Genomic DNA, 23,783 nt, shown 5'->3' with positions numbered 1-23,783 from the left:
AAACTTTGCTTTTGCCATTTTACTGGTTTCCTAAGTTAAAAATCCGACCTCAATTTTGAGTTTCGGATCAGACCTTCATTAAAATTTAAGTTCGCGCATTCGTAATGGCTTTAGAGACATTATTAGGCGCTTCTGAGTATTTATAAAATTCCATTGAATATGACGCTCGCCCTTGAGTTGCACTACGCAAATCAGTGGCGTAACCAAACATTTCAGATAAAGGTACTTTAGCATGTATTATTTTAATACCAGCCACACCATCGTCCATGCCTTCTATCATACCACGACGCCTATTAAGGTCGCCGACTACATCACCCATCCAGTCTTCTGGAGTAGTGACTTCAACTTTCATTGTTGGTTCAAGTAAAACTGGATCTGCTTCTTCAGCCCCTTTCCTGAACCCCATCGACCCAGCGATTTTAAACGCCATTTCTGAAGAGTCAACATCATGATATGAACCGTCAAACAAGGTGACTTTTACATCAAGCACCGGGTATCCAGCTACCACACCATTTTGCATCTGTTCTTCGATACCTTTATCAACCGCAGGGATAAATTCTTTTGGAACTGCTCCGCCGACAATCTTATTGATAAATTCGTATCCAGCGCCTTCTTCATTGGGTTCGACAGTTAACCAAACATGACCAAACTGGCCTTTGCCGCCTGTCTGACGAACAAATTTTCCTTCAACATCGACTTTTTTGCGAATAGTTTCGCGATAGGCAACCTGAGGTTTACCTACATTACACTCAACATTAAATTCTCGTTTCAAACGATCGACAATGATATCTAGATGTAATTCACCCATACCAGAGATAATTGTTTGGCCTGATTCTTCGTCTGTGTGTACTTTAAAAGATGGATCTTCTGCCGCTAGTTTTCCTAGGGCTACACCCATTTTCACTTGGTCTGGTTGCGACCGTGGTTCTACTGCAATAGAAATAACCGGATCCGGAAACTCCATTCGCTCTAAGGTAATGATGTGGTTAGGATCACATAAAGTATCACCTGTGGTTACATCTTTTAACCCTATCGCAGCTGCAATATCACCAGCACGTACTTCTTTAAGTTCTTCTCTATCCTTGGCATGCATTTGGACAATTCGTCCAAATCGTTCACGCTTGGCTTTTACGGGGTTGTAAAATGCATCGCCTGAATTAACTACACCAGAATAACAACGGAAAAACGTTAAAGTGCCAACGAAGGGATCAGTAGCAATTTTAAATGCCAAAGCAGCAAAAGGAGCAGTATCATCTGCTGGTCTCTGAGCTTCTGTTTCGTCTTTGTCGTCAAGTACACCTGTGATCGCTGGCACATCCATTGGCGCAGGAAGATACTCGATTACTGAATCAAGAACGGCCTGTACACCTTTATTTTTGAACGCAGAACCACAAGTTGCTAAGACAATTTCATTCGCAAGAGTTCGTTTACGTAAACCAAATTTGATTTCATCTTCGGTAAGGTCAATACCTTCCAAATATTTATCCATTAACTCATCGGTAGCTTCTGCAGCAGCCTCAATCAACTCGGTACGCAATTCTTGCGCTCTGTCCATTAAGTCAGCTGGAATCGCTTCATAAGTGAATGTCATACCTTGATCAGAATCATCCCAATTAATGGCTTTCATCTTGATAAGATCAACGACACCTTTAAAGGTTTCTTCAGCACCAATGTTTAAATGAATAGGCACACAATTGGCACCTAATCGTTTTTCTATTTGGCTTACCACTCGCTCAAAGTCAGCACCAGATCTGTCCATCTTGTTAACAAATACAATGCGCGGAACGCGGTATTTATCAGCTTGACGCCACACTGTCTCTGACTGAGGCTCTACTCCTGACGAACCGCAAAACACTACAACCGCACCATCAAGCACTCGCAAAGAACGTTCTACTTCAATAGTGAAATCAACGTGTCCTGGTGTGTCAATGATATTAATTCGATGTTGTTCGAATTGTTTGTCCATACCCGACCAAAAACAGGTCGTCGCTGCCGACGTAATGGTAATGCCGCGCTCTTGTTCTTGTTCCATCCAGTCCATAACGGCTGCGCCATCATGGACCTCACCGATCTTGTGAGACAAGCCAGTATAAAATAGAACGCGTTCTGTGGTCGTGGTTTTACCCGCGTCCACATGGGCGACAATACCAATATTTCGATAACGCTCAAGGGGCGTTTTACGAGCCATAACTTTCTCTTATTACCAACGATAGTGAGCGAAAGCTTTGTTTGCTTCGGCCATACGGTGAACGTCTTCACGTTTCTTAACCGCAGAACCTTTGTTTTCAGCAGCGTCGAGCATTTCAGCTGCAAGGCGTTGAGCCATTGATTTTTCACCACGTTTACGAGCAGCGTCCACCAACCAACGCATACCTAGGGCATTTCGACGAACAGGACGAACTTCTACTGGAACTTGATATGTAGAACCACCAACACGACGAGATTTAACCTCTACCGTGGGACGGATGTTCTCGAGTGCGACTTCAAATACTTCTAGGTGCGCTTTGTCAGCTTTAGAAGCAACAATATCTAGTGCACCGTAAACAATTTTTTCAGCAGTCGATTTTTTGCCGTCTAACATGACGACATTCATAAATTTAGCAAGTAACTCTGATCCGAACTTAGGATCTGGTAGGATTTTACGTTGACCTACGACTCTTCTTCTTGGCATTTCAAATTCTCCGTAGAATTTTCAGGGGTTTCCCAAAACTCAATTAATACTTTAGTTTGGCCTTACTAACGGAGAACCGTTAAGACTTAGGCCTTTTTGCGCCGTACTTAGAACGGCCAGCTCTTCGATCACTTACGCCAGCACAATCTAATGTACCGCGAACAGTGTGATAACGAACACCTGGTAAATCTTTAACACGACCACCACGAATAAGAACAACACTGTGCTCTTGTAAGTTGTGACCTTCACCACCGATGTATGAAGAAACTTCAAAACCGTTAGTTAAACGAACACGACATACTTTACGTAATGCAGAGTTCGGCTTTTTTGGTGTGGTGGTATATACACGAGTACATACTCCACGGCGTTGTGGACAGGCTTGCAAAGCCGCGACGTTGCTCTTCGTCGCAGGTTGTTTGCGGGGCTTGCGCACTAACTGGTTAACTGTTGCCATTAACTAGCTCCTGATTAAAATTACGACTGATTGCCCTTTTTTGAGGGCGTAAAACGCGAAAAATCCGCGAGCCCTAATTCATTGACGATAAAGCCATCGAATTTCGGGTCGCGGAAGTCTAATGATCAATGTGTGACCTGTCAAGTAAGACTACTGCTAAACTGCATTAAATATGGGTTTAGTTAGTCTCCTTTGTTATCCAGATCACTTTTTGATCCAATTTTTACTCGTCAGCAGGTGTTTCACTCACCTCAGCATTTAATGCTTCGGTTAGTGCCAATTCTGCTTCAGATGCAGAAACTGAAGGTTCTTCCAGTTCCTGTAGTTCTGCCAGTTTTCTAGCAGTACGTTTTTGGTGATACGTGAAACCGGTACCGGCTGGTATCAATCGTCCAACAATTACGTTTTCTTTCAATCCGCGTAGCTCATCTTCTTTACCTTGCACTGCTGCTTCGGTAAGAACACGAGTCGTTTCTTGGAAAGAGGCTGCTGAGATAAATGACTCAGTAGACAACGATGCTTTAGTGATACCCAATAACTGTGGTTCGAATTGAGCAGGAATTTTACCCTGTCTTTCTAATTCACGGTTAGCGATTTTCACGTTGGAGACTTCTACTTGCTCACCTTCTAAGAACTTACTGTCACCTGCATAAGTGATAATACACTTACGTAGCATTTGACGAATAACCACTTCGATGTGTTTATCGTTAATTTTTACCCCTTGAAGGCGGTAAACTTCCTGAACTTCGTTAACGATATAGTTAGAAACAGCACTAATACCACGTAGTCTAAGGATATCATGAGGAGACTCAGCACCATCGGCAATAACTTCACCTTTTTCAACGTTTTCACCTTCGAACACGTTAAGGTTACGCCATTTAGGAATCATCTCTTCGTAATGATCTTCACCCTTAGGTGTAATAGTTAAGCGTTTCTTACCTTTGGTTTCTTTACCAAAGCCAATCATACCTGAGACTTCAGCTAGAATGGCAGGCTCTTTAGGCTTACGCGCTTCGAACAAGTCAGCAACCCGAGGAAGACCACCGGTAATATCACGAGTTTTCGAACTCTCTTGCGGTATACGTGCAAGTACATCACCTGGTTTAGCAGCCATACCGTCAGTAGCTTCTATAGTAGTGAAACTTGGTAAACGAATTTCTTGTAAACCAAATTCTTCACTTTCAAGAATAAGCTTGGGTTCTTTAGCATTCGCTTTAGACAAGTCGTTAACTACGATACGAGTAAGACCAGTTAAATCATCTTGCTGCATCTCGGTATTACTGTCATCAACGTCAGTGAAACTGATTTTAGCAGCACGCTCAGTCACAATTGGATGTGAATGCGGGTCCCAATTAGCAACAACTTCACCAGAAGTGATTTTAGCACCATCATCAACTGACAAGATTGCACCATAAGGCACTTTATAGCGCTCTTTCTCACGACCTTGATCATCTATAATAGTGATTTCGGTAGAACGAGAAACAATAACAACTTTATCTTCTGTGTTGCGTACATACTTAGCATTATGCAGTTTCATAGTACCAGTAGTTTTTACCTGTACATTGTTTTCTGCAGAAGCCCTCGATGCCGCACCACCAATGTGGAACGTACGCATGGTTAACTGTGTACCTGGTTCACCGATTGACTGAGCGGCGATAACTCCGACAGCTTCACCATGGCCAACCATGTGTCCACGAGCCAAATCACGACCATAACATCTTGCACATACACCAAAGTCATTTTCACAAGTAATTACAGAACGCACTTGAATTTGGTCAACAGAGTTAACTTCAAGCATGTCTACTAACGCTTCGTCTAGTAACACATTACGTTCTACTAATACTTCGTTTGTGCCTGGCTTCAATACATCTTCAGCAACAGTTCGACCTAATACACGTTCGCGTAGTGGCTCAACAACGTCACCGCCTTCGATAAGTGGTGTCATTTTAACACCATCGAATGTGCCACAATCATCGTTGTTGATAACTAAATCTTGCGCAACGTCAACCAAACGACGAGTTAAGTAACCAGAGTTTGCAGTTTTAAGTGCCGTATCGGCCAAACCTTTACGTGCTCCGTGAGTTGAGATGAAGTACTGAAGTACGTTCAAACCTTCACGGAAGTTAGCGGTAATAGGAGTTTCGATGATTGAACCATCTGGTTTTGCCATCAAACCACGCATACCCGCTAGCTGACGAATCTGTGCGGGGCTACCACGAGCACCAGAGTCAGCCATCATAAATACTGAGTTGAAAGAAACTTGTTCTTCCATTTCACCGTCACGATTTTTAACTGTCTCAATCGACAAGTTTTCCATCATGGCTTTGGCTACTTTTTCGTTGGCGTTGGACCAGATATCAATTACTTTGTTGTAACGCTCACCCGCAGTAACAAGACCAGACTGGAATTGTTCTTGGATTTCACGTACTTCAGCTTCTGCATCTTCGATGATGTCTTTCTTAGCATCAGGGATAACCATGTCATCGATACCAACGGACGCACCAGCGATCATCGCATAGTGGAAACCGGTATACATGATTTGGTCAGCAGCAATAACGGTATCTTTCAAACCTAAGGTACGGTAACAAACGTTCAATAACTTAGAGATTTGCTTTTTACCCATCGCTAAATTGATGATTTCGAAAGGTAGACCTTTTGGCAACGCCAAAGACAAAATCGCTCGGCCAACAGTAGTGTCTGTTAGTGTGACTTTCTCAACTGAATTACCTTCAGCATCAGTTTCATATTCAGTAATACGTACTTTAATACGCGCATGCAATTCTGCTGAGTCTGTACGGTAGGCTTTTTCAGCTTCGTGAGGACTAGTGAACACCATGCCTTCACCTTTACCATTTACGCGATCTCGCGTCATATAGTACAAGCCCATTACAACGTCCTGTGAAGGTACAATAATTGGCTCACCATTGGCAGGTGATAAAATGTTGTTGGTAGACATCATCAGTGCACGTGATTCAAGCTGAGCTTCAATCGTTAACGGCACGTGAACAGCCATTTGGTCACCATCGAAATCGGCGTTGTATGCAGCACACACTAACGGGTGCAACTGTATCGCTTTACCTTCGATTAGGATCGGCTCAAATGCTTGGATACCTAGTCTGTGAAGTGTAGGTGCACGGTTAAGTAATACAGGGTGTTCACGAATGACTTCGTCTAATACATCCCATACTTCCGGATCTTCACGTTCTACTAATTTTTTAGCGGCTTTGATAGTAGTGGCTAAACCACGACCTTCAAGTTTTCCGTAGATAAACGGCTTGAATAACTCCAGCGCCATTTTCTTAGGAAGACCACATTGATGCAAACGTAGCGTAGGACCAACAGTAATTACTGAACGACCAGAGTAATCAACACGTTTACCTAGTAAGTTCTGACGGAAACGACCTTGCTTACCTTTGATCATATCTGCCAAAGATTTAAGAGGACGTTTGTTAGAACCTGTAATTGCTCTACCACGACGGCCATTATCAAGAAGGGCATCAACCGCTTCTTGTAACATACGCTTTTCGTTACGTACGATAATGTCTGGTGCGGCTAGATCGAGTAAACGCTTAAGACGGTTGTTACGGTTGATAACACGACGATATAAATCGTTCAGATCAGAAGTCGCAAAACGACCACCATCTAGTGGTACCAAAGGACGTAAATCTGGTGGTAAAACCGGAAGAACAGTTAAAATCATCCATTCTGGCTTGTTACCAGATAATTGGAAAGATTCTAATAGTTTCAAACGCTTAGTGATTTTCTTACGCTTAGTTTCAGAGTTAATGGTAGGTAACTCTTCACGCATTGCTACAACATCAGCATCGACATCTAGGGCTTTAAGCAATTCAAATACTGCTTCAGCACCCATCTTAGCTTCAAATTCGTCACCGTGCTCTTCAAGGGCATCCAAATATTCTTCTTCGGTAAGAAGTTGGCTACGCTCAAGCGTGGTCATACCTGGCTCTGAAACCACATATGATTCAAAATACAATACACGTTCGATGTCACGTAAGGTCATGTCTAACATTAAACCAATACGAGACGGCAATGATTTTAAGAACCAAATATGTGCAACTGGACTGGCCAATTCAATGTGACCCATACGCTCACGACGTACTTTAGTTAAGGTCACTTCGACCCCACATTTTTCACAAATAACACCGCGGTGTTTAAGGCGCTTGTATTTACCACACAAACATTCGTAGTCTTTAACTGGACCAAATATACGCGCACAGAACAAACCGTCACGCTCTGGTTTAAAAGTACGGTAGTTAATTGTTTCTGGTTTCTTAACTTCACCAAATGACCAAGAACGGATCATATCCGGCGAGGCTAGACCAATTCGGATGTTATCGAATTCTTCGGTCTTATGTTGTTGCTTAAGAAACTTTAATAAATCTTTCACATTTCTCTCCCAGCGGAGTCAATTGCAAAGGTGTAACACTTGCACTGACAAGTGCTACACCATCCTGTCATAAGCTCTAAGAGCAGCTTACTGCTCTTCTAGTTCGATGTTGATACCTAATGAACGAATTTCTTTCAACAATACGTTGAATGATTCCGGCATACCAGGTTCCATACGATGATCACCATCCACAATGTTTTTATACATTTTGGTACGGCCATTCACGTCATCAGACTTAACGGTTAACATTTCTTGCAAGGTATAAGCAGCACCATATGCTTCAAGTGCCCATACTTCCATCTCTCCGAAACGCTGACCACCGAACTGCGCTTTACCGCCCAACGGTTGCTGTGTAACCAAGCTGTAAGAACCAGTAGAACGAGCGTGCATTTTGTCGTCTACCAAGTGGTTCAGTTTCAACATGTACATATATCCAACCGTAACAGGACGCTCAAATGCGCGGCCAGTACGTCCGTCGAACAAAGTAATTTGTCCACTTTCAGGGATATCTGCCAAGGTCAACATGTGCTTAATTTCAGCTTCAGTTGCACCGTCGAATACTGGTGTAGCCATAGGCACACCTTTTCGAAGATTGCCGGCCAAACGTGTTACTTCGTCATCGCTGAAGGTACTTAAATCAACCGCTTGATGAGATTTACCCGCGCTATAGACTTCTTGTAGGAAGCTGCGCAACTTGGCCATCTCTTCGTGCTCTTTGAGCATGCGATCAATTTTCACACCGATACCGCTAGCAGCCATACCTAAGTGAGTTTCAAGAACCTGACCGATGTTCATACGCGAAGGTACACCCAACGGGTTCAATACGATATCAACAGGCGTGCCGTTTTCATCGTAAGGCATGTCTTCAACAGGTTTGATAGTCGAGATAACACCTTTGTTACCGTGACGACCCGCCATTTTATCACCCGGTTGGATGTGACGTTTAACGGCTAAGTAAACCTTAACAATTTTAAGCACACCTGGTGCTAGGTCATCACCTTGAGTGATTTTACGACGTTTAATTTCAAACTTGGTATCGAAGTCAGCTTTGATTTCACCATGTTGTTCGGCGATTTGATCTAGCTCAGCTTGAGCGTCTTCATCATCTAGGATTAAGTCAAACCACTTATCACGAGGCATACTATCAAGTTTCACTTGATCCATGCCTGACTTAAGTAACACGCTTCCAGCTCGAGCAAAAATACCGTCGGCTAGAATGTTAAATTCGTCAGATAAGTCTTTTTTCACTTCACGTAATTGCATATCTTCAATTTCGCGAGCACGTTTGTCTTTTTCAACACCATCACGGGTGAAAACTTGAACGTCGATAACGGTACCACGTACGCTATTTGGCACACGTAACGAAGTATCTTTAACGTCAGACGCTTTCTCACCAAAAATGGCTCTTAAAAGTTTCTCTTCTGGGGTAAGTTGCGTTTCACCTTTAGGTGTCACTTTACCTACTAGTATATCGCCGCCTTTTACTTCAGCACCAATATATACCACACCAGATTCATCCAACTTGCCTAGTGCAGATTCACCAACATTGGGGATATCAGCACTGATTTCTTCTGGACCAAGCTTAGTATCACGAGCAATACAGCTTAATTCTTGGATGTGAATCGAAGTAAATCTGTCTTCCATAGCGACACGCTCTGAAATCAAGATAGAATCTTCGAAGTTATAACCATTCCAAGGCATAAATGCGATACGCATATTTTGACCTAGAGCCAAGTCGCCCATATCAGTCGACGGGCCATCAGCCAATACGTCACCAGCCACTACCGGCTCACCTACATTACAAGTAGGCTTTTGATTGATACAAGTATTTTGGTTAGAACGCGTATATTTAGTCAAGTTGTAGATATCAATACCTGCTTCACCAGCAGTCATCTCGTCTTCATTTACTTTAACAACAATTCGACTCGCATCTACGTAATCTATTGAACCGCCACGCTTCGCAATTATGGTTACACCAGAGTCCACCGCTACAGTTTTCTCCATACCTGTACCCACTAAAGGCTTTTCAGCAATTAGAGTCGGTACTGCTTGACGTTGCATGTTGGCACCCATTAGTGCGCGGTTAGCATCATCGTGCTCTAGGAAAGGTATAATACTCGCTGCAACTGAAACGATTTGTTGAGGCGACACATCCATGTATGTAATGTCAGAAACTGACATTAAAGTAGTTTCGCCACGGAAACGACATGGGATTAAGTCTTCAGTCAACTTACCGCTTTCATCAAGTGCTACGTTTGCTTGCGCAATAGCGTACTGACCTTCTTCTATCGCAGATAAATAGTCAATTTCGTCTGATACAATACCGTCTACGATTTTACGATACGGAGTTTCTAAGAAACCAAAATCATTGGTACGAGCAAAACTAGCAAGTGAGTTGATCAGTCCGATGTTTGGACCTTCAGGAGTTTCGATAGGACAAACACGACCATAATGAGTCGGATGTACGTCTCGAACCTCAAATCCTGCACGTTCACGAGTCAAACCACCTGGACCTAATGCAGATATACGACGTTTATGTGTCACTTCTGATAGTGGATTGTTCTGATCCATAAACTGAGATAATTGGCTTGAACCAAAGAACTCTTTTACAGCAGCAGATATAGGTTTGGCATTAATAAGGTCTTGAGGCATAACAGCATCAAGGTCACCTAAACTTAGGCGCTCTTTTACAGCACGTTCAACACGTACTAAACCAACTCTAAATTGGTTTTCTGCCATTTCGCCAACAGAACGAATACGTCTGTTACCTAAGTGGTCGATATCATCAACTTCATCTTTACCATCACGGATAGTAATAAGTTGCTTCATTACCGCTACTATATCGTCTTTGTCTAAGGTACCAGCACCTGTTGACACTTCACGACCTAAGCGGCGATTGAACTTCATACGCCCGACAGAAGATAAATCGTATCTATCATCTGAGAAGAATAAGTTGGTAAATAAAGTTTCTGCAGCATCTTTAGTAGGTGGCTCACCAGGACGCATCATACGATAAATTTCAACTAAGGCTTCAAGCTTATTAGTTGAACTATCAATACGAAGGGTATCTGAGATATAAGCACCGTGATCAAGCTCATTGATATAAAGTGTATCAAATGCGGTGATCCCTGCCTCGGTCAACTCAAGAAGGTTTTCCAAGGTTAATTCATCATTGGCTGCAACGATGACTTCACCTGTTTCTTCATTGATATATTCACGGGCGAACACTCGGCCAACTAAATATTCAGCAGGTACTTCAAGCTCTGTTATTTTTGCTTTTTCTAATGCTCGAGTATGACGTGCTGATATACGACGACCTGCTTCAACAACAACTTTTCCGTTATTATCAAGGATATCGAATTGTGCAGTTTCACCACGAAGGCGGTCTGGCACGATATCTGACAGAAATTTATCACCGTCAATTCGTACTTGGTTGGTTTCAAAAAACAACCCAAGTATTTCTTCGGTTTGCATTTCTAATGCACGCAATATAATAGTCGCCGGTAATTTACGACGTCTATCTATACGTACAAACAAATTATCTTTAGGGTCAAATTCAAAGTCTAACCACGAACCACGGTAAGGAATAACGCGCGCGTTATATAATACTTTACCTGATGAGTGAGTTTTCCCTTTGTCGTGATCGAAGAACACGCCTGGTGAACGGTGCAATTGTGACACAATGACTCGCTCAGTCCCATTGATAACGAAGGTACCGTTATCTGTCATGAGCGGTATTTCACCCATGTAGACTTCTTGCTCTTTGATGTCTTTTACTGTGCCAGGTGCTGCTTCTCTATCGAACAACACTAAACGCAATTTCACGCGTAGTGGAGCAGAATATGTTACACCTCGAATTTGACATTCTTTGACATCAAATACTGGCGCACCTAGACGGTAACTCACATATTGCAACTCAGCGTTACCAGAGTAACTTTTTATTGGGAAAACTGATCGAAATGCTGCTTCCAGTCCATGTTGACCATCTACATCTAGGTCAATAAATTTCTTAAAAGAATCTAATTGGATTGAAAGTAGATACGGTATTTCCAATACCTGTGGGCGTTTGCCAAAATCCTTACGGATACGTTTCTTTTCGCTATAAGAGTAAACCATGGGTTCCTCAGCCTGCCGATTTTTGACCCAACTTGCTTAGCTAGATGTCATAAAGACACAAAGTTAAACAAACTTCCGCTACCCTTTAAGTTGTAATCTAAACGTTTACCAAAGTCATTAAGAGGCTTACTTAACTTATTGGTTTTATGTGGTTTTGATTACAATTTGCGCTTCTTATTTAGAATTTATATCAAAGGATGAAAATAGTAAATCCTACAGCGCAAAAAGGCTGGTGACTAAAAAGTCACCAGCCTATGCCATTTCAGGCTAACAATCTGTGTTTAGGCAGATTATTTAAGCTCAACTTCAGCGCCAGCTTCTTCAAGCGTCTTCTTAAGTTCTTCAGCTTCATCTTTAGCTACGCCTTCTTTAACAGGAGTTGGAGCAGCTTCAACTAGCGTTTTAGCTTCTTTAAGTCCAAGACCTGTTGCAGTACGTACTGCTTTGATTACCGCTACTTTATTTGCACCGAAAGATGTCATAACAACATCAAATTCAGTCTGCTCTGCAGCAGCTTCAGCAGCTACAGCAGGGCCAGCAACAGCAACAGCTGCAGCAGCAGAAACGTTGAATTTTTCTTCAGCCGCTTCAATTAGTTCAACCAATTCCATTACTGGCATTTCAGCAATAGCGTTTAAAATATCATCTTTAGTTAGAGCCATTTCTCTAAACTCCTGGGTTTAATGTTAAAAATTTATAATGCCAAAGTCGAAAATTATTTTTCGTCTTTGATCGCCGCCAATACACGCACAAATTTGCCTGGAACTTCGTTGATAGTACGAACGAATTTCTCGGCAGGTGCTTTGAAGGTAGCAAGTAATTTTGCCAGTGCTTCGTCGCGGGTAGGAAGTGACGCCACTGCATCCAATTTTTCTGGACCCAATAAACCACTACCAATAGAAAGTGCAGTTACATTTAACTTGTCGTTAGTTTTTGCGAAGTCTTTGAAAAGACGCGCAGCACCACCAGGTGCCTCTATAGAAAATCCATAGATCAACGGACCAGTTAAAGCACTGTCTAGGTCAGCAAACTTACTTTCAGATAACGCTCGTTTTGCAAGGGTGTTACGAACTACTCGTAAGTAAACACCTTGTTCACGGGCCTTTATGCGAAGGTCAGTTAATTCTGCCACTTCCATGCCACGGTATTCAGCGACGGCAACAGATAGAGCTCGAGATGCAACATCGTTAATCTCTGCTACGATCTCTTTTTTTGCTGCTAAGCCTAATGCCACTGAGTTCACCTCTTAAAGTCTGAAACATCATTCCTATTTGGAATATCCGTTTCAGGATTCACAGATTGATATCATTACTTATAGTATTAACCTAAGTAAATCCACCGCTCTACGGTGTTCGTTAATCCCAGAGAGTCTGAGTCGAAACCACCGTCTGCGCAGGCTCGCGTTTTAAGTAAGTTGTTTGCGGTTAGTATAATAAAAATACCACCTAGGTAAATGCTCTCTTACTTCACTTACCAACTTACGCCTGCGGTCTTGGACGGGAGTCTAAAATTGCAAGCAATCTAGACTCCAACCCATAACCTTTACAAGAGAACAAGTAACCAATCAGCTACTTGCAAAACCAACTAACTTAAAGGCTAGCTTGGTCTACAGAAACACCTGCACCCATTGTTGTGCTAAGGCTAATTTTCTTAATGAAAGTACCTTTAGCTGAAGAAGGCTTAGCTTTGTTAAGCGCTTCTAGCAATGCTGCTAAGTTTTCTTGAATTTGGTTTGCTTCAAAAGCGATTTTACCGATGCTCGCATGGATAATACCGTTTTTGTCATTACGATAACGAACTTGACCCGCTTTAGCATTTTTAACAGCTGTCGCTACGTCAGGTGTTACTGTACCTGTTTTAGGGTTAGGCATAAGTCCACGTGGACCTAAGATTTGACCTAATTGACCTACAACACGCATCGCATCTGGAGAAGCAACAACAACGTCAAAGTTCATTTCGCCTTTTTTCACTAAGTCAGCTAAGTCATCCATACCAACGATGTCTGCACCAGCTTCTTTAGCGGCTTCGGCGTTTGCGCCTTGCGTGAATACTGCTACACGCACTTCTTTACCTGTACCATTTGGTAATACAGTTGCACCACGAACGTTTTGATCAGATTTACGTGCATCGATACCAAGGTTAACAGCAACGTCAACACTTTCGGCAAACTTTGCAGTGGCTAATTCTTTTAACAAAGCAACCGCTTCGTTAAATTCGTATTCTTTTGTCGCATCAACTTTTTCGTTAACTAAGCGTGCGCGTTTTGATAATTTAGCCATGTCTTATCCCTCTACCACTAAGCCCATGCTGCGCGCAGAGCCAGCAATGGTGTTTACTGCTGCATCTAAACTTGCTGCAGTCAAATCAGGTTCTTTAGTTTTAGCAATTTCTTCTAATTGCTCGCGCGTCACTGTACCCACTTTTTCAGTGTTAGGACGGCCAGAACCACTCTTAATACCAGCCGCTTTCTTAAGTAAGAAAGAAGCAGGAGGAGTTTTAGTTAAGAAGGTAAAAGAACGATCTTCGTAAACAGTAATTTCTACTGGTACCGGAGCGCCTTTTTCAAGAGATTCTGTTTTTGCGTTAAACGCTTTACAGAATTCCATGATATTAACACCATGTTGACCTAGTGCAGGACCAACTGGAGGACTAGGGTTAGCAGCACCTGCCGCAACCTGAAGCTTAATTAAGCCAGTGACTTTCTTCGCCATGATAAATACTCTCTAATTTGGGTATAACGCCTTGTAAACACTGAGTATGCTTACTCTATCGGCTTCCCGTTCTAATAAAATGGGCCGCGAATTATAGATGAACCAACACCTCGGCACAAGTCTTATTATTGACAAATTATATATTTATGCATTAACCAACAAAAAAGGGCGCATTACGCACCCTTTTATAATTCAAATTTGCTATTAAAACTAGCCTTTTTCTACCTGCCCAAACTCTAGCTCTACAGGTGTTGAACGGCCGAAGATAAGTACCGATACTTTTAAGCGGCTTTTTTCGTAATCCACTTCTTCAACTACACCATTGAAATCAGCAAAAGGACCATCGGTAACACGTACCACTTCGCCTGGTTCGAACAATGTTTTTGGTTTAGGTTTATCCACGCCTTCTTCAAGGCGGTTCAAAATTGCGTTAGCTTCTTTGGTTGTGATCGGAGCTGGTCGATCTGACGTACCGCCGATAAAGCCGAGTACTCTTGGCACACTTTTAACCAAATGCCACGAATCTTCATTCATGTCCATTTGCACTAATACGTAACCTGGGAAAAACTTACGTTCACTTTTTCTTTGTTGTCCGGCACGCATTTCAACGACTTCTTCGGTGGGTACTAAAATCTCTCCGAAATAGTCTTCCATTTCGTGCATTTTAATATGTTCCAACAAGGTTTTTTGTACACGGCCTTCGTAACCAGAGAAAGCTTGAACCACGTACCATTTTTTATCAGACATAGCTTAAATTCCTAACCCAGTTATAAATGAGACAATCTCAACGATTATTCCGTCCAATCCCCACAAAAGAAGTGCAACTACAATAGTCGCCGCCAGTACAATCATAGTAGTAGTAGTGGTCTCTTGACGTGTAGGCCAAACGACCTTACGTACTTCGACACGGGATTCTTTCGCAAAATTGATAAAAGTGCTGCCTTTAACTGTAGTAGAAGCGATAAAACCAGCAATACCTACTGCCGCAACGGTAATAAGGGCAATGTAAAGAACTGACAGTTCCGGGAAAAAATGGTTCACAGCGACAACGCCGCCTAACAATCCAAATATAACCAACCATCTCAACATATCTAACGGGTTGGAATTGTTTTCTGTATTTTCGCTCATGCTTAACCCTAACTCTCTTACTAGTTGCATTGTTAGTAGTGACTACACACTTACCAACACATATTTCCAAACTGCTAACTTACCAACACATATTTCTGAACTGCTAGATGGAGGGATTCACTCAGTTACATCCTGAACTGACCGCAAGCGGCGCTGAAGCGGTTCAAATCGTTCCAGACGATTTGTCAAACCCGTGGGGGTTCTCACCCTCCACCTCTACATCAATTTTTTTTACTCCGCAAACAATTAACTAAGTCTGCATTTTACTTGTACTGGCAGGGGTGGAGGGATTAACTCAGTTACATCCATGTAACTGACCGCAAGCGGCGCTGAAGCGGTTCAAATCGTTCCAGACGATTTGTCAAACCCGTGGGGGTTCTCACCCTCCACCTCTACATCAATTTTTTTTACTCCGCAAACAATTAACTAAGTCTGCATTTTACTTGTACTGGCAGGGGTGGAGGGATTCGAACCCCCAACCGTCGGTTTTGGAGACCGCCGTTCTACCAATTGGAACTACACCCCTAAAACTCCTAACATCTGTCGGACTTAAAATGTTATCCAACAATGCAAATTTTAGTTACATCAACCTTGTAGAATCATCGATTTTTCGGGAAAAATTCTGAATCACTAGCAAGGAGGGAGGCGTATTATACTTATTGGTTACTGGGATTCAAGAAGAAAGATTAAAGAAGCTAAATCGCTACGTCAGAAAACCCTTAAAACACGATCAGTTTTCGTGTGAATTAGTACAGATACAAACGAACGATACCAAGAACCCGCAATACAAAAACCTGGATAATAACTTCAATTTATTGACAGTCCGCATTTTACTGATATAAAACCCTTCCTAAATAAATGGTATTGGAGTTATTTCTTTGAACAAGAGCGTTATTACCAATGGGTTAGCCCTAACCTTAGTACTAGTAGGTTTTTTCTTAGACAACATAATAGTCAAAACTATTGGACTATTTGCAGTATCTGGAGCACTTACCAATTGGATAGCGATACATATGCTTTTTGAAAAAGTGCCGGGGTTATATGGGTCTGGGGTCATACCAGAACGCTTCGAAGATTTTAAAAAAGGGATCCATACACTAGTGATGGAGCAATTTTTTAGTGAAGATAATATTCAACGTTTTCTGGCGGATAATAACCAAAAGGTAAATGTTGACTTAACTCCTATGATCAAAAAGGTAGATTTAGGACCTACTTTTGATTCATTAATTGAAGTCATCAAGGAGTCTTCATTTGGACAAATGTTAGGGATGTTTGGTGGTGTTGAAGCATTAGAACCGATGCGGCAACCATTTGTAAGTAAGATGAGCCTTGCGATACAGGATATAACTCAAGATCCTAAGTTTGCATCATTATTGACAGAAGAGTTGACTCAGTCAGATGTGCAGCATGACTTACACCAAAAAATTACCAGCATTGTCGAACAACGTCTTAGTGAACTCACGCCCCAGTTAGTAAAAGATATCATACAGAAAATGATTAAAGAGCACTTAGGTTGGTTAGTTGTATGGGGAGGCGTATTTGGAGGAATCATTGGCCTAATCGCAGCGACGGTGAGTTTCTAAAGAACAAATTGAAATTTGTGTATCTCTAAAATGGGCAGGGACTAGTTAAAGTCATAGTCTTTTGTGAATGTGGATGCTCGAATGTCATATCAAACGCATGCAACATAAGTCTTGGGGCCATGTTTTCGGTGGTTTCGTTGCCATAAAGATCGCAACCAACAATAGGGTGTCCAATTGCTTGACTATGAATACGTAACTGATGAGTTCTACCGGTCAATGGAGTGAAGAGTACTTTGGTGCGAACGGGGCTAGTTAGTCTATCAACCACCTGATAATGGCTCTGAGCTGACTTGCCTTCTACTTGGCATATTTTTAGTCGGGGAAATAACAATTTATCTTTAGCAATAGGTAAATCAATCATTCCAATGGTGTCGCAAATTTTTCCAGCTAGAATGCTTACGTAGCGTTTTATAACAGTCCGTGACTGAAACTGTTTAGTCAAATTAGCGTTAACCTCTTTGTTTTTAGCTAAAAGCATTATTCCCGAGGTACCAAAATCCAAACGATGGCTCAACCTAATATCTGCGTTTTGTTTAGCTAGGCGAAAATGCACAGAATCAATATTCAGGGGATTTTTGCCCGACAAACTCAACAAACCACTAGGCTTATTTATAACTAGTAGGTGAGCATCTTCATACAATACTTGAATTTTTTCAAAGCACTTAGGGGCAATGAAATTGTCAACGACTTCTTTCTTCACGCTTGTTTCATCCTTGCAGGCTTTGATAGACAAAGATCACTAAACTTGAAGCAATCCACCACATAACTACCCCAATAAGGGTGTCCAATACCATCCAAGTTTTACTACTTTCAAAGTAAGGAATGAGTTTTTTCGACGCATACCCTAAGCCAAAGAACCAAACAAACGAAGCAAATATTGAACCCAATAGAAACCAACGTTTTTCCTCACTGCCTAAGGTTCCACCTATTCCGCCTATAATGACTAAGGTGTCTAAATAAACGTGAGGGTTCAACAGCGTAATGGCAAGTGTGGCTAACATTAATTTAACCCGGGATGGTTGCTGGTCTTTTCCTCGTTCTATATGTAAATGACTGTCCCGCTTATATGCTCTAAAAAACGAACTAAAGCCATACCAGTACAAAAAAATCGCCCCAAAAATCGCTAAGGAATTAAGGAAAAAAGGCGTTTTTTGCAAAACCGTACCCACTCCCAATATTCCTAGGCTTATTAACGCGGCATCACAAATGAAACATATGGTACAAGCGTAGAAAACTTTTTGTCCTAGTAATCCTTGTCGCAAAATAAAAGCATTTTGAGCCCCGATAGCGACAATTAGACCACCTGAAATCAAAGCCCCCTGAATAAACAGGTGTATCACAAGCTAAACCCCAAATTACACAACACTTTTCTATTTTGCATATCTTACTCTAAGCCAATGAAGCCACCTGTTTGGTGCTCCCATAATTTGGCATAGATCCCATGTTTAGCTATCAATTCTGCATGTGTACCCGATTCCACTATTTTGCCTTCATCGAGTACTAACAGTCTGTCCATTTGCGCAATGGTCGATAACCTATGGGCAATAGCCAAAACTGTTTTGTTTTCCATAATTTTATTTAGGCAGTGCTGAATCGCCACCTCTACTTCAGAATCCAATGCCGACGTAGCCTCGTCTAATATTAAAATGGGTGCATCTTTTAACATTACCCGAGCGATAGCGATTCTTTGACGTTGGCCTCCAGAAAGCTTCACCCCTCGCTCACCTACATGGGCATCGTAGCCTGTTCGGCCTTTTAGATCAGATAAGGTTTGTATGAACTCATCAGACTCTGCTTGCCTTGCAGCCTTGCGCATATCTTCCTCACTGGCGTCTAAACGTCCATAAAGGATATTGTCGCGCACCGAGCGATGCAGTAATGAAGTATCTTGGGTCACCATACTGATGTTTGCACGCAGAGTTTCTTGTTTTACGTGACTGATATCTTGCCCATCTATGGAAATACTGCCACTTTGGATGTCATAAAAACGCAGTAATAAATTAACTAAAGTGGACTTCCCAGCCCCCGAACGCCCTACTAATCCTACTTTTTCTCCGGGTTTGATTTTAATATCTAAATCTTTAAACACAGCAATAGGGATATCGTCTGCCCCTGTATAGCCAAAATTCACTTTGTTAAAATGAATCGCCCCTCCTTTCATTTCTAACGCTTTTGCATTGGGCTTATCTTGCACATCAACAGGCAAAGACAAACTATTGATGCCGTCTTGTACTGTACCTATATTTTCAAAAAGTGATGAAACTTCCCACATTACCCATTGCGACATACCATTAAGGCGTAAACACAAACTCACAGTAATCGCAATTTCACCTGGAGTGACTAACTCTAGCATCCATAAATATATCGCCAGCGCAGTAATACTAAATACCAGCAAGGCATTGCTAAACCACACACAGCCATACAACACAGTGACCAAGCGCATTTGCGGATAGACACTCTTTAGAAAACCAAACATTCCCTCTTTCGCATATTCCGCTTCGCGGCTAGTATGAGCGAATAACTTTACTGTGGTGATATTGGTGTAACTATCAACAATGCGTCCTGTCATCATCGAACGTGCATCTGCTTGACGCTGTGATACCCGCTTTAATTTAGGGATAAGAATACGTAAAATCACCAAATACACTAAAAACCAAATAAAAAGAGGTGCACTTAAGCGCCAGTCAGCGGCAATCACCAAAAACAAAATACTAATAAAATACACACTGACATAAACTAAAATATCCAGTGTTTTCATTACAGTTTCACGGACCGACAATGCTGTTTGCATGACTTTTGTCGCGATTCGCCCCGCAAACTCATTTTGAAAAAATCCGAGACTTTGCCCAATCATGTATCTATGAGCCTGCCAGCGTATTTGCATCGGGAAGTTTCCCATCAGGCCTTGGTGAGACAATAGAGATTGAGTAATCACTAACACAGGTAAAATAACTAATACTAGTAATCCCATCCAAATGAGACTGCCCAATTCTTGCTGCAAAAACGTTTCTCGATCGCTGGCAGCTAACCAATCGACTAATTGCCCAAGAAAGCCAAATAACGACACTTCAAGTGCGGCAATAGCGGCAGCCAAAAAAGAAACACAAAAAATAACCGGCCACATTCCCTTAGTGTAGTAGCGGCAAAACGCAAAAATGGTGGCAGGTGGTTGTTTAGGGTGAGCACTTGGAAACGGGTTGGTTAACCGTTCAAAAAATGAAAACATCGGGAGTATAGACCTTGGAATTGCTTAGTCTGCCGAAAGAGTATAACCGACAGACCTTTTCTAAAATAAGTTAATCAGAATACCCTAATTCTTGTAGTTTCGATTCAACTTTTTTCGAATGTTGTGCTTTCCATTCACTCAAATTCATCCCGGCATCCTTATCTGTTCGCGCTTTGGCAAGATCATAGACCTGTTTAAGCTCGTCTTTTGGAATAACCGCAATACCGTCTTCATCGGCCACTATATAGTCGCCTCCGTGAACTTTCACACCGCCACACACAATAGGTTGATTCAAAGGAAACATTTGTTCTTTAGCGCCAGGCTTGGGCATTAAGCCACGAGCAAAAACCGGAAACTGAGCATTTCGGATTTCAGCTATATCACGAATAGCACCATCAATAATCATACCCGCTATACCACGCTGTTGAGCAACAGCACATACATTACCTCCAGAATTGGCATATTCTGGATCAGCTTCAACTACAATCACATCCCCAGCACTGGCTCGATAAATCGCAGCATGCAAGCTTAGATGGTCGCCTTTTCCACATTTCACCGTAAACGCAGGGCCCGCAATACGTGGCATGTGCGGCCACATTTGATGAATGTTTGGGTCAATGAATTGCTGTCTTGACAACCCTTCAGAATATTCACAAGGCGAAATTTCTCTAATCTGTTCGATTGTTGGCTTTGACATTCAACTACACTCCAATAAATTTAGATGCGAAAAGAACCACCCAATAAACACAAATACCAAGCTGTATTGCAAAAAAAGTAAAACGAATTTGCACTGCCAATACACTAGTAGATATCAAATGAGTGATAGTTTGACCCAAACGAGCCGCAACTACCAATAAGGCTAAGTCATTGGTAATCGCTATTGAATCTGTGGCTAAAGCCAAAAGCAGCAACCCACCAATAAATGCAAAACTTTCAACACAGTTACTTTGAGCCCTTGTTAACCTTTCACCAAAGGGGGAGGAATCAGAACCATCAGATTTAAAAGCATTCGCTGCTTTTTGTTTAGCTACCACCAAAAAGGTGCGATAGCTAGTAAGCCAAATCAGTAGAATCAGAATCCAAGCGATATAACCAAGCATTGCAATAATTGTGTCGTTCATTAATTTTCTGTCCTGTACCAAGTAAAGATTACTATATATAAAGGTTAGGGTTTGACCAAGTAACCTAAGGATTAATTATTGAAACTACAAAAATACAGCATCATTTGGAATCTTATAATCACACCAACTATAACGTAGTGGATAAACTCTATCGGTCCTCTTTGCCATAAAAATGTCACAAAACTTTTATATTATGGGTTGCTGTTGTTACCAAGTTATATGTTGCCGTGTTTCAAACCAAAGTAAATTCACTTTTTCACCTAGGTAACATGATTCGTGTAACGGCCACCAGCCTCAGTTTCGTTATCGTCTGTGCCTATTCTTTCCAACAAGACATTGATATTAAACTATCAAATTATAATTCCTATCGATGCTCTACAAACACTAGTTTAGTGACCAATAGAGAGTTTAAGGTGTTGTTGCCAACCTCCACCTACGCAAAATCCTTCGCTGACAATCTGTGTCAATCTAAATCTATTGCCTCTGCTTACGCCGCTGTATCAGTGAATTGGCAAAGCAGAGACTCCTTAACTGCAATGAATATTTTGGCAGAGAAATTTAATTTAATATGGAGTAGAGATCACATAATGATGGGTTTGGTCCCCGAATACCAAACTTTATATCGAGCATTGTTCAGCTCCACCAAAGGATCTTTATATTGGCTTAGTCAATCCAGCCAGCCTCGCCTAGAACTGAGTTATCTTAAAGACAAAACTATTGGCTTACTCAAGGATACCAAGAGCTTATCCGCATACTTATTGCCTTTAAATTCCCTCACGTCTTTACACCTAAATATAGAAGAACTGAATATCGTGTATTACGACAGTTTCGAAGCGCTGTTTGAGGATTTTAAACTGAAAAAAATTGATTTGATTTCAGGGTTTAAATGGCACAGTCATAATTTAGGCCTAGAACAGCTGTATTATACCCAAATATCCAACCAATATGACTACGGCAACTGGTATGTGAGACAAGATGATTATAACCCTAGTTTCAAACATGACTTTTATTGCGCGTTTTCAGCATATAAAAAAGTGTTTATGGATATCGAAAATAGCCAATTTCACCAAGTAGGCTGTTAAATATGTATAAATATTTAAATCACCCTAGCATTTTTTTAGTGGTCATTAGTTTTATGTTAAGCGCTGCTTCGTTTAGCGCCAGTCAATTAGGTTTACAACTGTTTGTTAAACAAAAGCTAATTGAAAACATACGCCCTAAGTTGCAGCAAACTTATTACAGCCAAATCGACGAGCTCTCTATGTCCGAATCTATCATGGAGAGGATCAACGCTGATTTACAGAAAGTCCAGATTAGCAGTCCATTCGAAACCATAGAAGCATGTTCAATCGAGCTGGTAAGTTTAAATGACAAGCTAATAAAACAAGAATATATCCAAATAAAATGGTTGTTCGGAAATGACTGGTACCTCGCTCAAGCTAAGTTTGATTGCCAAACGAATTGGCCTAGACTCATGCTAACGAGTTTAATCTTTGCTTGTTTGTTATTAGTCATATGGCTGCTTGCGCCTAAGCCAAGATCTAAGACTCAACAAATATTAATTGAACAAGCGTTAAAAGCAGGTTCAAGTACTCCTGAGTCACAGAAAATAGCTCAAACCATAGAAGCGCACTACAAGCATCTCATTCCCATAGTGAATTATTGTCACCAATACAATTTTAAGATAGATATTCGTGCACTCCTTTTGTGGCTATGTGAGCACCACACCATACGCCTTACCGAATACCAAACTCATTGGTTTTGTAGAGCGTTACAGCTATTCCCCAATGAATTCGACAAAGCTCTAACCACGGCACTATTGGACGATACCCTTAGCTTTCAGCCTGAAACCAGTACCATTGTAATACGTGATATTGACATTAAGTTATCAAAAACCCCTTTTTATTACCTTCTTTGGTACGCGCAATACAAAGCAACTAATGTTAATCAGGGATGGTTTATTAATCCCGCCACAGACAAACCTGATACCATTCACTCGCACCAAATAATGAATCTGATGCAACGTTTGAATGGTCATGCTAAAGCGATTAACGAACTGGAAAGAAATGGTTTACGTGCTAAAACCTTAGATCAGAATCGCAATAAAATTAAAGACGAGATATCAGCCATATTGGGAGACGATATTGCACCAAATTTTTTATTCGAATTTGAAAGAGATATGCAAACATCACGGTTTAGATATCGTTTAAAACTAAAAACCCAACAAATACACCTCCCTAAATTTGATTAATAATCATTTAGAAATCAATCATATATGATTTTAGAGATATCTATATTATTTCTTAGATATTACTTTAACCAAACTGCAATACTTAGCGAGAACAATAGCCGCCAATTCAACAAC

19 protein-coding genes and 1 tRNA gene are annotated in these 23,783 nt (G+C 41.4%); 3 read left to right on the top strand and 17 right to left on the bottom strand.

Going from position 1 to position 23,783, the window contains the following annotated elements:
• Positions 1-85: 85 nt before the first annotated feature.
• The 12 genes from fusA to KO534_RS03575 form a co-directional block, all read right to left on the bottom strand.
• Complete coding sequence (gene fusA, locus KO534_RS03630) at positions 86-2,188, bottom strand: elongation factor G (RefSeq protein ID WP_215927340.1); 2,103 nt, start codon at positions 2,186-2,188, stop codon at positions 86-88.
• A gap of 12 nt (positions 2,189-2,200) precedes the next feature.
• The gene (gene rpsG, locus KO534_RS03625) at positions 2,201-2,671 is read right to left on the bottom strand and encodes a 30S ribosomal protein S7 (RefSeq protein ID WP_215927338.1); all 471 of its coding nucleotides are present in this window, start codon (positions 2,669-2,671) and stop codon (positions 2,201-2,203) included.
• A 79-nt stretch (positions 2,672-2,750) separates the two neighbouring features.
• A complete protein-coding gene (rpsL, locus tag KO534_RS03620; protein ID WP_007623100.1) occupies positions 2,751-3,125 on the bottom strand; it encodes a 30S ribosomal protein S12 in 375 nt (124 codons plus the stop codon).
• Between the two features lie 223 nt (positions 3,126-3,348).
• Positions 3,349-7,533 carry a DNA-directed RNA polymerase subunit beta' gene (gene rpoC / locus KO534_RS03615; protein ID WP_215927336.1) on the bottom strand — a complete coding sequence of 1,395 codons (4,185 nt, stop codon included), beginning with the start codon at positions 7,531-7,533 and terminating at the stop codon, positions 3,349-3,351.
• Positions 7,534-7,620: 87 nt separating this feature from the next.
• Positions 7,621-11,649 (bottom strand): DNA-directed RNA polymerase subunit beta, encoded by a 4,029-nt coding sequence (rpoB, locus tag KO534_RS03610; RefSeq protein ID WP_215927334.1) that lies wholly within the window; start codon positions 11,647-11,649, stop codon positions 7,621-7,623.
• A 290-nt stretch (positions 11,650-11,939) separates the two neighbouring features.
• Positions 11,940-12,311 carry a 50S ribosomal protein L7/L12 gene (rplL, locus tag KO534_RS03605; protein ID WP_215927332.1) on the bottom strand — a complete coding sequence of 124 codons (372 nt, stop codon included), beginning with the start codon at positions 12,309-12,311 and terminating at the stop codon, positions 11,940-11,942.
• Positions 12,312-12,364: 53 nt separating this feature from the next.
• A complete protein-coding gene (gene rplJ, locus KO534_RS03600; RefSeq protein ID WP_215927330.1) occupies positions 12,365-12,883 on the bottom strand; it encodes a 50S ribosomal protein L10 in 519 nt (172 codons plus the stop codon).
• 355 nt (positions 12,884-13,238) lie between these two features.
• Positions 13,239-13,928 carry a 50S ribosomal protein L1 gene (gene rplA, locus KO534_RS03595; RefSeq protein ID WP_215927328.1) on the bottom strand — a complete coding sequence of 230 codons (690 nt, stop codon included), beginning with the start codon at positions 13,926-13,928 and terminating at the stop codon, positions 13,239-13,241.
• Positions 13,929-13,931: 3 nt separating this feature from the next.
• Positions 13,932-14,360, bottom strand: coding sequence for a 50S ribosomal protein L11 (rplK, locus tag KO534_RS03590; protein ID WP_215927326.1), 429 nt, complete (start codon positions 14,358-14,360; stop codon positions 13,932-13,934).
• Positions 14,361-14,570: 210 nt separating this feature from the next.
• Entirely contained in the window at positions 14,571-15,107 is a 537-nt protein-coding gene (nusG, locus tag KO534_RS03585) for a transcription termination/antitermination protein NusG (protein WP_215927324.1), read from the bottom strand.
• Between the two features lie 3 nt (positions 15,108-15,110).
• On the bottom strand, positions 15,111-15,488 hold the full coding sequence (gene secE / locus KO534_RS03580) for a preprotein translocase subunit SecE (protein WP_215927322.1): 378 nt from the start codon (positions 15,486-15,488) through the stop codon (positions 15,111-15,113).
• A gap of 449 nt (positions 15,489-15,937) precedes the next feature.
• Positions 15,938-16,014, bottom strand: a tRNA-Trp gene (locus KO534_RS03575).
• A gap of 352 nt (positions 16,015-16,366) precedes the next feature.
• Between KO534_RS03575 and KO534_RS03570 the strand changes: the two genes are divergently transcribed.
• A complete protein-coding gene (locus KO534_RS03570) occupies positions 16,367-17,071 on the top strand; it encodes a DUF445 family protein (protein WP_215927320.1) in 705 nt (234 codons plus the stop codon).
• 25 nt (positions 17,072-17,096) lie between these two features.
• Here KO534_RS03570 and KO534_RS03565 read toward each other — a convergent pair whose 3' ends face one another.
• The 5 genes from KO534_RS03565 to KO534_RS03545 all read right to left on the bottom strand — a co-directional run bounded on the left by KO534_RS03565 (position 17,097) and on the right by KO534_RS03545 (position 21,418).
• A complete protein-coding gene (locus tag KO534_RS03565) occupies positions 17,097-17,771 on the bottom strand; it encodes an RluA family pseudouridine synthase (protein ID WP_215927318.1) in 675 nt (224 codons plus the stop codon).
• Between the two features lie 7 nt (positions 17,772-17,778).
• A complete protein-coding gene (locus KO534_RS03560; RefSeq protein WP_215927316.1) occupies positions 17,779-18,411 on the bottom strand; it encodes a LysE/ArgO family amino acid transporter in 633 nt (210 codons plus the stop codon).
• A 44-nt stretch (positions 18,412-18,455) separates the two neighbouring features.
• On the bottom strand, positions 18,456-20,297 hold the full coding sequence (locus tag KO534_RS03555) for an ABC transporter ATP-binding protein (RefSeq protein ID WP_215927314.1): 1,842 nt from the start codon (positions 20,295-20,297) through the stop codon (positions 18,456-18,458).
• A 70-nt stretch (positions 20,298-20,367) separates the two neighbouring features.
• Positions 20,368-20,994 (bottom strand): RraA family protein, encoded by a 627-nt coding sequence (locus tag KO534_RS03550; RefSeq protein WP_215927312.1) that lies wholly within the window; start codon positions 20,992-20,994, stop codon positions 20,368-20,370.
• A gap of 4 nt (positions 20,995-20,998) precedes the next feature.
• The gene (locus tag KO534_RS03545) at positions 20,999-21,418 is read right to left on the bottom strand and encodes an MAPEG family protein (RefSeq protein ID WP_215927310.1); all 420 of its coding nucleotides are present in this window, start codon (positions 21,416-21,418) and stop codon (positions 20,999-21,001) included.
• 269 nt (positions 21,419-21,687) lie between these two features.
• Here KO534_RS03545 and KO534_RS03540 point away from each other — a divergent pair, with 269 nt between their 5' ends.
• Together KO534_RS03540 and KO534_RS03535 are read left to right on the top strand one after the other, a co-directional pair.
• Positions 21,688-22,500: a hypothetical protein gene (locus KO534_RS03540; RefSeq protein WP_215927308.1), complete on the top strand. Its 813-nt coding sequence runs from the start codon at positions 21,688-21,690 to the stop codon at positions 22,498-22,500.
• Positions 22,501-22,502: 2 nt separating this feature from the next.
• A complete protein-coding gene (locus tag KO534_RS03535; protein WP_215927306.1) occupies positions 22,503-23,669 on the top strand; it encodes a hypothetical protein in 1,167 nt (388 codons plus the stop codon).
• Positions 23,670-23,783: the final 114 nt, after the last annotated feature.

Origin of the sequence: Paraglaciecola arctica (genome assembly GCF_018861065.1) — a bacterium.
In the GTDB taxonomy this organism is placed as follows: domain Bacteria; phylum Pseudomonadota; class Gammaproteobacteria; order Enterobacterales; family Alteromonadaceae; genus Paraglaciecola; species Paraglaciecola arctica_B.
The sequence above is the reverse complement of the archived record's forward strand: the minus strand, read 5'-3'. Positions and strand labels throughout refer to the sequence as shown.